At 74.4% G+C, this 12,838-nt stretch carries 6 protein-coding genes; all 6 read right to left on the bottom strand.

Translation table 11 applies throughout. The features are described from left to right. Window positions 1–13 precede the first annotated feature (13 nt). Entirely contained in the window at window positions 14–562 is a 549-nt protein-coding gene (locus ACN267_RS29880) for a hypothetical protein (protein ID WP_421490148.1), read from the bottom strand. Further along, window positions 559–1,119, bottom strand: coding sequence for a hypothetical protein (locus tag ACN267_RS29875; RefSeq protein ID WP_421490147.1), 561 nt, complete (start codon window positions 1,117–1,119; stop codon window positions 559–561). Before ACN267_RS29875 ends, ACN267_RS29880 begins: the two co-directional genes overlap by 4 nt. Then, complete coding sequence (locus ACN267_RS29870) at window positions 1,116–1,346, bottom strand: hypothetical protein (RefSeq protein ID WP_357929746.1); 231 nt, start codon at window positions 1,344–1,346, stop codon at window positions 1,116–1,118. The genes ACN267_RS29875 and ACN267_RS29870 overlap by 4 nt, the downstream gene beginning before the upstream one ends. 103 nt (window positions 1,347–1,449) lie before the next feature. Continuing rightward, entirely contained in the window at window positions 1,450–2,112 is a 663-nt protein-coding gene (locus ACN267_RS29865; protein ID WP_421490146.1) for a hypothetical protein, read from the bottom strand. A gap of 104 nt (window positions 2,113–2,216) precedes the next feature. Beyond that, window positions 2,217–2,984 carry a hypothetical protein gene (locus tag ACN267_RS29860; protein ID WP_421490145.1) on the bottom strand — a complete coding sequence of 256 codons (768 nt, stop codon included), beginning with the start codon at window positions 2,982–2,984 and terminating at the stop codon, window positions 2,217–2,219. 2 nt (window positions 2,985–2,986) lie between these two features. After that, on the bottom strand, window positions 2,987–12,796 hold the full coding sequence (locus ACN267_RS29855) for a hypothetical protein (RefSeq protein WP_421490144.1): 9,810 nt from the start codon (window positions 12,794–12,796) through the stop codon (window positions 2,987–2,989). Window positions 12,797–12,838 lie beyond the last annotated feature (42 nt).

Here is a 12,838-nt window from a genome sequence, read left to right as displayed (position 1 = left end):
CACTCCCGACGGCTCAGCCCAGCCGGCGCAGCGCCCCGACGTACGCCGACCGCACCGCGACCAGCCGGCCGGCCCGGAACCGCCCCGGCTCCCGCTGGTAGACCGTGCGGCCCAGCGCCGTCCAGACCGCGGTGAACGGCACCCGGGCACCGCCGGGCGGCACGAACTTCACCACCTCGTCGAGCGCGGCGACGGCGGCGGTCAGCCGGGACCGGCACCGCTGCCGGTCCGCCTCCGGCAGGGTGTGCGCCCCGGCCGGCACCCCCCGGGCGTGGTGCCCGGCCACCCACAGCCACTCCCCGGCGTCGATCAGCCGGGACGGCTCCGGGCCGCCGTACCGGAAGCCCTCCTCGACCTCGACGGGCCCGGCGGGCAGCCGGAACAGGAACTCGCGGGCCGTGCCGCATCCCTGGCACGCGCCGGTGTAGCGGCGGGCCAGGTCACCGTCGGGCAGGGTGAGCACGGTGGAGGCGCGCGGGAACCGCCCCTGCCCGCAGCCGCACGGTTGCAGGTCCATGTAGAGGTGGGCCTCGTGGAGGGACCGCGCGGCCAACGGGATCACGACGGGCTCCACGGCATGTGGTCCAGGTGGAAGTCCCGCACGACCTCGATGCGGCGGCGGCGGAACCGTCCCGGTTCCCGGTGGTAGACAGTCCGTCCCCGGGTCGACCAGAACGCCGCCTCGGGCACCGCATCGCCGCCGTCGGGCAGGAACTTGCCGATCTCCTCCAACGCGGCCACGGCCGTCCAGCGCAGGTCAGCCGCCTCGGCGTCGTCACCCTCCCGTTCGGCCACCTCCGCCGCCTGGCCGCACCAGTCGGCGACGAGCAGCCACTCACCGGGGTCGAGCAGGGCGGACGGCTGCGGACCGCCGAACCGGGTGGTGGGGTGCGGCCCGGCATCGGCGGGCGTCGTCCGTCCGTCGGGCAGGGCGAAGACGAACTCGCGCTGCTCCTGGCACTCGGCGCAGCGGCCGGAGTACCGGTAGGCCGGTCGGCTCCCCTGCGCCGTCGCCGTCCCGGTCCAGGCGGCCTCCATCGACCCGCACCGGCCACACGGATGCAGCTCCAGGTAGAGGTCGGCCTCGTCCCGGCTCCGGACGGCGGGCAGCAGGCTCATTCCGCGTCCCGGTAGTGGCCGGTGTCCGGGTCGAGACCCATGATCTCCCGGGCCTGGCGCATGTACTCGCGCTGCGCCTGCGCCGACGGCGACCGGCGCTGCGCCGAGTCGGCACCCTCGGGGGTGAAGTCGACGTCGTCCACCCGGTGCGTGGCCTGCCACCGGGCGTGCAGTTCGGCCAGCTCCCGCAGCCGGCGTTGCCGTTCCGGATCGACGTTCATCGCCATCGGGTCACCTCCGGACACCGGCCGCCGGTGGGCGAACCGCTCGCCCGGACCAGCGACCGTGCTTGGTCTCTCCTGGCCGGTAGGTCGCACGCGGCACCACCCGTCACGGCAGCGGACGCTCCACCCGCTCGGCGACGGTCTCCCGGGCCCAGGTCGCCGCCCGGTCCGGCCCGCCCGTCACCGTCCACCGGTACACATCGACCGCGGAGCGGATCTCCAACAGGTAATGGTTGTGCGAGAAGAACCGCAGAGTCCAGCCCCCGTCCGGGTCCGGCACGAACGTCGGGGGCGTCACCGCCGGAGCGTCCGGCACCGCCAGCACCCGGGTGAAGTGGTCGGGGTCACGGACCAGCCAACCGGCGCGGGTGCCCTCGGTCACCGAGAACGGGCATACCACCGGGCCGTCGATCTCCCACGCCGAGTACAGCTCACCGAGCAGCTCCGCGTAGGCCAGCGGGTCCAGCCCGACGCCCACCCGGCGACCCAGTTCACCCATCACCTCGGGCCGGTTGAGATGCAGCGCCCCGCCCGACGCGGTGAAAAGCAGGGCATGGGTGACGAAGATCGGCTGTCGCGCGGCCACCACCCGGACCGCGTCGGCCACCCACTCCTCGTCGGCGACCGCCCACCGCGCCGGGCGGGCCAGGTAGCGGAAGCGGGCGGTCCGCACGGTCACCGACTCCGGACCGACCCACACCCGCTCGGTGGATTCGCCCGACGCCAGCACGTACCGCTGGAGCGCCTCGGTCGTCCGCTCCGTGTCCACCAGCAACCTCCCCGTCACGGCCGTCGGCGCACGTCATCCTGCCACAGCGACGCACCCGGCCGTCCCGGTCGGGCGTCGGAACGGGCCCGCTGCGGCTGCCGGTGTCATCCCGCGACCGGGCCGGGTGGTCCAGGCGTCCACAGCAGGGCCGCGCCCGCCAGCGCCGCCCGCTGGTACGGCGGCAGTGGTTCACCTGCCCAGAACGTCTCCACCTGCGGCGTCTCCTCGTCCTCCTCGGCGAGGGCGCGCTGGGCATCGTAGGTGATGTCCCAGGCCCGCATCCCAGGGCTCAACTCGGCGAGGCAGACCCGCCGTTCCACCGGTGAGCCGCCGACCGCCGACCGCCACGCCCGCCAGATACCCCGGACACCGGGATGACGGGAAACACTCACCACGAACCGGGTGTCGGGCCAGTCGGTCAGCTCGTAGGCCAGATCGGCGAGGTGACCGAGCCGGGCCGGCAACCGGGTGAGGTCCTCCGGGTCACCACCGGTCAGGTCCAACGGATTCGGCAGCCGGTTCCCGGCGCGCTCGACAACCGCTGTCCGCGCCGGCAGGAAACGGAAGGCGTCCGCCGACGGCGTCTGCTCGGAGACCGGCACCTCGTCGTACAACTGGGGCTCACCGCCCGGCACATCCAGCGTGCGCAGGATACGGCCCAGCAGCTCCCGGTCCGCAGCGGAGATCGGTACGGCGTACTGCACCGTCGCCACCGACACCGCGTCCGGAAGGTGCCGCAGATCCCCGTCGCCGAGGAGTTTTCGCAGCTGGGTCACCACTTCGTCAGGGAACCGCCCCGCCAACCGCAACAGCATGCGGTGTACGGCGGCGAAGAGGTCGTCCGCCTCATCCCATACAGGACTGTCGATCACTGTCAGATCTCTTCCATGATGATTATCGTGCAGTTGTCCTGGAACTCGGCAGGCAACCGGGCCCGTACCTGTTCCTCAAGGTCAGGATCGGACGTGCGACGCATCCGCGAGCGTGGGGGGAAGACCGCCTCCTCATCGACGGCGAAGGACGAGAACACCGATATGTCGCGGGCCTGCTGCCCGGTGAGCCGGTAGACCACCAGGATTCTCCCGCCCGAGGCAGGGTTCTCGGCCATGAACCGTACCGCCACGTCGAGGCGACGACTGACGCTGAGGAACTCCCGCGCCCTACCGGTCGGCAGCCACGAATTGCCGTAGATCGGGGAGTACACCGGGGTGGTCCAGTCACCCCGATAGGCGACCACCGGCCGGTCCGGACTACCGACGGCGGGCAACTGCATCATCGCGTCGTGCACCATGTCAGCGTGCCACCGCACCTCGTCGAACAACCGGGGTGACACCGAGCGGAGCCGGCCGGTGAGGTCGTCCCAGGCCCTGTCGAGCGCCTGGGCGGCCCGGACCCGCTCGACGGTGCTCTGGGCGCCCGGCTGGGCCCGCGCCTGCTGCCTGGCCGCCGTCATGCGCCGTTGCGCCTGCACCCACCGCGCGGCCGGGTCACTGAGCGGCGAGCGTACGGTGAGGTGACCCGCCCCCTCGTGCACCACCGCACGGAGCAGCAACGGCAACGGCAACGCCTTGGTGCCGGCAGCGACAGCGCCCAGGTAGTTCCGGACGAGTTCGTCGACCTTCCGGTCGAACACCTCCCTCGTCGGCCGCTCCGCCACCCCTGCGGTGAACAGGTGGGTACGGATCACGTTGTTGATCAGGTAGTGGCTGTGTCGGGTGTAGACGGCCAGCGCCATGACGTGGGGCTTCGACAGCCGCTGACCCAGACTGCGCACGGCTGCGGTGTCGGCCGGGTCGATGCCGTTGCGCCGCAGCCAACCGGCGAGGTCGGCGTCCCGCACCTGACCGCTCTCCAGTTGGGGCCACAGCCGGTCCGCGATCGCCGGGACCTTGTGCTGGGTCTCCGAGAAACCCTGCGGGTCGACGGCATGATCCAGGTAACGGGCCTCGTGGGGGAAGAGCCCGTCCACCGTCACCTCGGCCCGCAGCGTGGGCAGGTCGACGTCGGGCAGGCTGCGGTAGAGGTCCACCGCCGTCAGGCGGGTGTCGGGCGGGCGCAGCTCCACCCGCTTGACACCGGCGATCTCCGCTCCGCGCAGGATCTCGAAGAGCGAATGGTCCCGGGCCGGCAGCATCCAGCCCATCAGGCCGCTCAGGAACCGCTCGGTCTGCCGGCCGTCGAGCCCCACGAACCGGGCGGCGGTGAGCATCCGGGCGGTGGTGCCGGAGACCCCGTCGATGACCGGGAAGCCGTCCCGACCCACCCAGCGGGCCCACGGCCCATGGTCGGTGTCGTGCGCGGTCACCCCCTCACGCCACGGCAGCAGGCTGTCGTCACCGAGCGGAGCGCCGGACCTCTCCCTGTTCACCTGGTCGACGTAGGCCCGTTCGAGCCGACCGAGCGGAGTCCCCAGCCGGGCATAGTGGTCGGGGGTGTTGGCCAGTGCCAACTGTTCGTCATCCGAGCGGGGCCGGCGGGGGGACTGACTCGCCGTCATCTCGGCCAGGTCCCGGATGCCGTGCTCCGAGTTCCGCGCCACGTTGCCGGTGGCGAAGAAGTCCCGGCCGAACTTCAGCCTGTCCCGCAGCGGGTCCGGCAGCAACCGGTTCACCGTACCGTCGAGCAGGTCCCCCATCCGACGGACCGCCGCCACGTCGACGCCCGCGTCCCGGGCCTGCTCCCACCGGCCCCCGTCGAGCACCGACAGCAGCACGTGGGAAAGGGTGTACGGGCTCTTCCAGTTGCAGTAGGCCGCGTTGTAGAAGGCGGTCATCGTCTCCCGGAGGTTACCCTCGGCGAGCAGCCGATCGAAGCTCACCGAGGTGCCCACCTGACCGGCGCTGTCGGGGGCGTCGTCCCGGAAGAAGGCGCTCTCCACCCGGGCGACCACCTCGGCGCGGGTCTCCCCCGGGTGCGCCGGCCCGGTCAGTGCCACCAGGATGTCACGCATCCGGGTCAGCGCCGTCCGTACCGTGTCCTGCACCTGCGGGTCGCGGAAATAGTGCGCCCCCAACCGCTGCTCGAACCGGGTCGCCTCCGTGGACCAGCGGGGATCGTGCAGGAACCGCGCGAACTCGAACGGCACCCGACTGACCCGGGCCGGATAGGTCGCCGGAGCCAGGTCTCCCGTGGGCTTCGACGGGTGGACCTCCGGCGGCAGCACATCGCCGTCGCGGGCACGCCCCGGCGGGCCGCCGCCGGAGGGACCGGCACGCTCGTCCGGTGGGCCCTCCCGGCCCAGCAGCGCGTCCCGGCCGGCGTCGCCGATCCGCCCGTCGAGCAGCCGCAGCCGGGCCGCCGACCCCGGATCGTCCGGACGCAGGCCGAGATGGTCGCGCAGGGCCCGCAGTTCGACGCGGGCGTACGTCGCCTGCGCCGGGTCGCGCAGCAGGTCGGCCAGCACCTCCACCTCGGCCAGCCGGCCCAGGTCGTGCGGGCTGGGACCGATGCCGTCGGCCAGCACACCCGGGGTGAGAGCGTCCGGCGCGAACGGGTCCAGCCCACCGGCGGCCCGCTGCCTGATCGCTGCCAGCTCGGCCGCCTCGTGGGCGACGGCCCGCGCCACGTTGACGTCGGCAGCCCGGTCGGACAGCTCGATCCGCCAGCCGCCCCCCTCCGGTGGCACGGTGCCGTGCGGCAGGTCCCGGCCGTCCGCGTCGACCGGCACCGACCGGGCCACCGCGCCGTCGGGCAGGGCGTCCGCCGGCACGGCGGTCAGGTCCAGCCGTACGCCGCGCAGCGTGCCGTCCGCCGGCAACCGGTCGATCAGCAGGCGCAACGCCTCGTCGCCGAGTCGACGTACCAGTTCCGGCGCAGCCACCTCCCGGCCGTACCCGTGGAACTGCGCGTCGGGCACCCGGGCGGCGGTGACCGGCGCAGGGCCGTCCCCACGGAGCAGCCCGTGGATCGCCGACGGGTCGGGCACCCGGGGCAGCCCGGCGGTGTACGCCGACCGGGGGTGCAACGGACCGGTGTCACTGATCGACTTGACGCCCTTCCAGTCGGCGCCGAGCAGGGCCCGCTTGCCGATCCAGGAGGCGTCCCGCCCCCGGTGGTGCTCCCCCCAGCCGGCCTGGCTGATCTCGAACGGCGTCGGGTACCGGCCGCTGCCGAAGGGGTGGCTGCGGGCCCGGTCCAGGATCTCCCGTCCCGCCTCCCGCTGCCGGTACGCCTCGGTGAGCACCTGCTCCGGTTCGCTGGTGCCGTAGCGTTCCCGGAGCCGGTCGACGTCGACGGGGTCGTCGCCGTCGGCCGCCCGCCGGGCCAGCGCGATGTCGACGTCCACCGCACGCAGCTCATCTCGGAGCCGGTCGAGCACGCCCTCGGCCCGGTGCCCGGTGTTCGACGCCCAGTCGAATCCGTCGCGCGCCCACGCGTACCCGCCGACGGTGGAGGCGGCGTGCACCTCGACCCGTTCGACGCCGGAGTACCGGTACCAGTCGGTGAGATGGCCGTTCCACTCCCGGGCGAAGCCCTGACCCTGGACCCGTTCGCTGAGCTTCAGCGAGACGTGTTCGACGAACAGGCTGCCGTCGTGGTCACGGTGGAAGGACCGCACCACCCGACCGACGGGCACGCCGTCCGGATCGTGCACGGCGGCCCGGACGACGACCTCGTCGCGGTGCACACTGACGCTGTACGGATCGTCTAGTTCCACCCGGACGCGCAGCCCGGCGAACTCGCGTCCGTCGAGCTGGTCGGCGAACTCCCGGCGGACGGCGTCACCCCAGGCGTCGGCCTCCTCCCGGCTGGCGGGGATCAGTTCGTCGAGCGACGGACGCCGGTCCTCCCGCCGCCACGGCGGGTCGGACCACATCTCGTCGTTGCGGGCGGGCTCCCGCCCGTCGGCAGGTGTCTCCCCGTCCGCCTGCGGCACCTGCTCCAGCTCGTGCACGGGGTACCCGCGTCGGGCCAGGTCGGCGTCGAGCCGGTGGAGGTCCTCCCGGAGCCGGGCCCGGTCGATCGGGTCGGTCGCCGCCCGCAGCTCGTCGACGACGCACCGGCGCTCGGTCAGCCCGAGCAGGGTCCGTCCATCCGGGGCCACCGCGTCGGCCGCCCCGCGCCCCGCACCCGGCTGGCCCGCCGGACGGACCGGCTCCGCAGCGGGCCAGCCCGGCCCCGGTTCCGGTGCCCACGTCCGGTGGTCCGCGGCCCGCCCCGGAGGCGACCACGATCCGACGGTCCCCTCGCCCGGTCCACCCGGTCGCGGCGTCCCCGCTTCGCCGGTGCCCCACCGGGGTGCCGCTCCCCGCTCCGGCGGGAGCGGGGTCGGATCGGCCCCGCCGAGGAGGCCGGTGATCCGGTGCAGGGCCCGACCCAACACTCCCGGGCGATGCCCCGCCGGCCGGTCCGCCGGGCCACCGTCGCGTGCCGGCCCCCACTCGGCGAGCGGTGGCACACCGGGGTCGGAGCGGGGTGGGGCCGACCCGTCCGGGGCGGCCGGACGGTCGCGGAGCGCGGGCAGCGACCGTCCCGACTGCTCCTGTCCGATCGCGTCGAGGTCGATGCCGTACCGGTCGGCGATCTCCCGGCTCAGCGGGCCGTGGAAGGCGCCGCCACGACGCTCGCCGGGCATCGGATGGTTCGCCTCGGCGATGGCCAGGCGGGCCCGTTCCACGATCTGCGCGACAGGTTGGTCGACCGCCCGGTCGAGCAGTTCCCGGGGCAGGACGGCCCGCTCGGCCGGATCCAGCACGTACCGGTCGAGGACGTAGTCCCGCATCTGCTGCGGGGTCCAGTCGGCCATCTCCTGGTAGGCGTCACTGCGGGGTAGGCGCGGGTCCCCTGCGTGGTCGGTGGCGCGGAAACCGGCCAGCCCCCGCAGGAAGTGCTGCTGGACGGCGAACGCCTGGAACTCGCCTTCGAACCGGAACGGCACCAGCACCTGCGCCGAGATGTCGTCGCCGTAGCGTCCTTCGGCGACTCCCTGGGCCAGGACGTCGCCCACCACGTCGGGGCCGGGCTGGAGCCGGTGCATGCTCTCGTGCACGACGGTCGCGGCGACCGCGCTGATCGGTCGGAAGGTGGCGCCGTCGCGGGGGTCGACATAGAGGATCTCGGTCCGGGTGTCGAAGCCGCCGCGCGCCGGTCCGCGGATCCACGCGTCCAGCTCCGGGTGGCGCAGCTCCGGTGGGAGCAGCGCCGCGACGCTCTCCGGGTCCTTGGGGATCAGCCGGTCGAAGGTGTCGGCGGCGTGCCGCTCGAAGGCCGGCCCGAGCACGTCGCCGATCTTCGCCACCGCGATCGCCTGGTCGATGACGTGGAACCGGTGGGTGACCGGGTCCACGCTGACCACCCGATGGGCCATCTCGACGGCGTTGAGCGGGTCCACCCCGTCCAGGTCCCGCCAGCCCGGGTCGGCGTGTTCCCCGCCCCGGGAGAAGTCCCGCCAGTCGCGGTACCGGTCGGCGTACCCGTCGACCGCCCGGCTCAGCGCGCGTACCTCCCGGACGACGTCACCGAGCGGGCCGCCGGCGCGGGCCCGGTCGGCGGCCGCCTGCAACCGGTCGGCCTGCCCGGCCACCGCGTCGAGGTCGGCGATCCGGCGGGCCACCGCCGCCTGCGGGTACCGGCCGAGCAGGTTCTCCTTCGCCCTGCCCACCAGCTCGTGCACCTGCTCGGGCAGTTCCGCGCCGGTCCGGGGGCGGTGCGCCGGGAAGTTGCCGCTCGGCGCGAGTTCCTGGCTGATCGGCAACTCGTCGCCCGTCCGGGGTGGGACGGCCGGCGGCGTGGCGGTCGGGTCGGCCGGGCTTCGCTGGGCGACCAGCGCCGTCGTCTCCGCGCGCAGCCGGGCCACCACGGCGTCGATCTCCGCCTGGCTGCGCGGCAGGTAGGAGCCGTCCTCCTGGCGCACCGCCAGGTATTCCCGGGCCCAGTCGCGCAGCTGCCCGGGGGTCGTCGGGTCGCCGGCGAGCAGGCCGCGCACCGTGTCCGGGCTGAGGGGCCGGGGTGGCGCCGGCGTCGGGGCGGTGGCGTCCCGGAAGCTGACCGCGTCGGCGTCCAGCACCGGCGGGTCCGGCCGCGCCGGTGCCTCCAACGGCGCAAGCGACGGCTCCGGCATCGTCCGCGCCGGTCCGGGTCGCGTCGGCCCGTCCGGCGTCGTCGCCCCGGCCCGACCCCCTTCCGGTACGCCGTCCGCCGGCACCCCGGACCGGCCGGGCTCGACCGGGCGGTCGAACACCTGGTGGATCTCGCGGTGCAGGGTGCGCCAGGCGTCGCCGAGCTGCCTGTCGACGAAGGCGGCCCGGGTGGCCGGGTCGGCCGGCAGGTGCTCCGGCAGCACCACCCCGGCCGGCTCCCGCTGCACCCACCGCCCGTGCTCGACCGCCATTCCCGGCCGCAGCACCACCGGCTGTCCGGGTGGCAGCGCCGAGTTGACCTGGAGCACCACCCCGACCCGCAGCCCGTCCGGGTACTCGACGGTGAGCAGCCGGGACGACTCGTCCCAGCTGGCCCGGTGCGGCTGGTCCACCGGCCCGGCGTCCCGGCCGGCCAGCAACTCCCCGACGTGCCCGTCGAACGTCGATCGCACCGCCTCGGGCAACGGCACCGAGGGCCCGATCGGGTGCGACCCGGTCGGCACCAGCTCGACCGGGACGTGTCCCTGCGCTACGCCGCGTAGCTGCCCCCCGGCGGCCAGCTCGCCGCCTCGGCCTGCATCCGCAGGATCTTGCCGTACGCCTTCCGGTACTGCATATCCGCCGGCCCGTCCAGCACCTGCCCCTCCCGGGACTCCTTCTGGATGACCAGCCGACGGTCCTTCTCCGGGTGGCCGAAGCTGTACTCGACCTCCCGACTGTCCTCCCGGACCAGTTCGAAGTCCACCAGAATCGCCATCACCGGTTCTCCTCGGCCACGAGTTGTCCAGGTCCTCTCCGGTCCGGCCGGGCGCGACCCGCTCCCAATTGAACAGGCTCTGGGCGTACGCGTGGGCATCCGGGTAGGTGGCGTCCGGGTGCAACAGCAGGTAGCCCGACTCGGCCAGCTCGTGCTCCAGCAGGATCAGGTCGGGTTCGAGCGGGCGGCCCTCCCGCAGCCTGATCCACGCCTCGGCGATGTCCTCGTCCGCGTCGAAACGTCGGCGGACCCAGCCGTCCGGGTAGTCCCGCAGCACGTGCTCGTCGACCATGAGGTGCTGTTTCACCCGGGCGATCTCGGCGTGGGTGAACCCTGTCGTGCCGCCGGGCCGGGCGACGGTGGCGAGGTTCGCCGCGATGTCCGCGATGTCCCCCGGATCTGCCCGGAACCGGTCGTAGGCCCGGTCCGCCCACTCCATCGCCCGGAGTTCGTCCCGGGGACGGATCGCGGCCCCGGTCTGCGCGTCCTGCTCCTCGGGCCCCCGGTCCCCCGCCCCCCGATCCTCGGGGGGCCGGTCCGGTGGGGGCCGGTCGGCGGCCGGGTGGTCCCCCGGGCGGGGGTGGTCCGGGCGGGGGTGGTCCGGGCGGGGGTGGTCCGGGCGGGGGTGGTCCGGGCGGGGGTGGTCCGGGCGGGGGTGGTCCGGGCGGGGGTGGTCCGGGCGGGGGTGGTCCGGGTGGGGTTCGGCCCGGGTCACCCCGGTCGGGTCGGTGGCCGGCCCGGTCCGGTCGGCACCGGTGGCCGCCGGGTGGTCCCGGGCAGTGGTCACCGGTGCTTCGGGGCGGGTGGGAGCACCGTCGACGGGTCCACGCGGCGGCGCGGTGTCGGCCGGTGTCGGCCGGGTCACCGGGTCACCGGCCGTCCGCCCGCCGGTCGGCGGGGTCGACTCCCCCGCCACCCGGTCGCCACCCGGGCGGGACCACTCCCCCGGCGTCCGCTCGCCCCCGGGCCGCACCGGATCGGCAGGTGGACGGGCCGGGTCGAGAGACGGGCGGGCCGGGTCGGCGAGGCGGGTCCCGGCCTCCGGGGTGCGTACCGGCGCGGGGTGGCGCGGGCCGCCACCGTCCCCGCCTCCGGTGCCGCCGACCAGGTCGGTGCGTTGCGGCAGGTCGGCCGGGGGCAGCTCGGGTCGCGGCGGGTGCGGGCCACCCGGGCCGCCCGGGGTGGGGCCGTCGCCGTCGACCACCGTCGGGTCGGGCGACCGGACGCCGTCGCGGGCGAGCACGGTGCCGTCGGCGGCGATCGCCCCACCGTCGATCCGCTGGCCGTCGCCGTCGACGTGGGTCCAGACCGCGCCCCGCTCGCTGTAGGTGACCCGCAGGCCGGCGGCCCGGTCGACGGCGGCCATCCCCTCGGGGAGCACCATCACGTCCCGCCCGATCCGCAGGTTCGTCCCGCCGACCCGGACGGTGTCCAGTTTGTTCTGCGCGCCGAAGACGACGCCGGCCTTGGCCCCCTCGGCGCCCCCGTGCAGCATGTTCTGCAGGTCGAACTTCCCCTGGGCGGCGTCGGTCGCGCCGGTCACCAGCGCACCGGTGACCCCGCCACCGATGACGTGGCCGGGGATGCCGCCGAACATCGACGCCCCGAACAGCCCACCCTGGACGGTGGAGACGCCGAGCTGACCGAGGTCGAGGCTGGCCCGTTCGCCACCGGCGATCTGGTACATCTGGCCCAGCAGGTTGCCCCCGCCCATGAACGCCGCCCCGAACGCCACCCGCTGGCCCAGGTACTTGGTCAGCTCCCGGCCGAAGGTGGTGGTGGCGATCTCGCGGGTCGCGTACTGGCTCAGGGTGGCCCGGCTGAGCTGCTCGAACGCCTCGGTGCCGGCCAGTCGTACGCCGCCGCGGGTGGCGAGGTCGGTGCCGACCCGGGCACCGAACTTGCGCAGCAGCTGTTCCTCGATCTCCCGGGCGAGCTGGTTGCGGGCGGCGAGCAGGCTGCGCCCGGCCAACCGACGGGACTCCAGCCCGGCCTCCCGGCCGAGTTGGCGCAGCAGTTCCCGGTTGGTGACGCCGCGCAGCCACTGACCGGCCATCCGGTCGGCGACCGACCGGGCGATGACGTTGCGCGGCAGGGTGTTGCGGGCGAGGGTGCCCGCGCCCTGCCGGATCACCGTCGGCAGGGTCTGCCGGACGAAGGTGGGGACCTGGGTGCGCGCGAAGCGCGGCAGCTGGGTGGTGACCAGCCGGGGGACCTGGGTACGGACCAGGTTCGGCAACTGGGTCCGCACCAGGGTCGGCAGCGTACGGGTCAACAGCGCGGTCACCTCGGCGAGCGCGGCGCGGACGGAGATGCTGCCGATGGCCCGTACCGCGTTGGTGGCGGCGGCCCCGATCGCGGCGCGGCAGGCGGCGAACGCCCCCGGAATGCCGGCGGTGGACAGGCCGAGGGACGGGATGGCGGCGGCGACCAGCAGGAACAGCGAGACGGCCAGCATGATCAGGCCGAGCAGGGCCATGAACTTCATCAGCTCGATCTGGAGCCCGAAGCTCTGCACCGCCTCCTCCATGGAGGCGAGGGTGTCGACCGTGCCGGCGAGCGACTCCAGGTAGGCGAGCCATTCCCGGGTGAACGCCTCGGCGGCCCCGTCGCCGCTCCAGTTGGTCAGGATGCCGTCGGCCGCGTGTACCGCCTCGGTGTAGAAGGCGGCGAGTTCCTGCGTCGCGGCGCCCCAGGCGTCGGAGAGCTCGTAGACCGCGTCGATGTCCGACTCGGGGATCTTGCCGATGAGGATCTCACCGACGGTGGAACGGACGCCCGGGATGGCGGCTTCGAGGTCGGAGAACCACTCCAGGATCTCGGCGAGGGCGTGGTCACTCTCGCTCACGCGGGGTCCTCCGCGGCACCGTCGGATTGCCCGGCCGGCCGC

It is taken from the genome of Micromonospora sp. WMMD734 (assembly GCF_049178975.1).
In the GTDB taxonomy this organism is placed as follows: Bacteria; Actinomycetota; Actinomycetes; order Mycobacteriales; family Micromonosporaceae; genus Micromonospora; species Micromonospora wenchangensis.
This window is presented reverse-complemented; position numbering and strand designations above follow the sequence as displayed.

What these genes read in the sequence shown, in the direction of transcription:
- ACN267_RS29870 (WP_357929746.1), bottom strand. Translation starts at nt 1,346, where the DNA reads ATGGCGATGAACGTCGATCCGGAACGGCAACGCCGGCTGCGGGAGCTG.
- ACN267_RS29875 (WP_421490147.1), bottom strand. Translation starts at nt 1,119, where the DNA reads ATGAGCCTGCTGCCCGCCGTCCGGAGCCGGGACGAGGCCGACCTCTAC.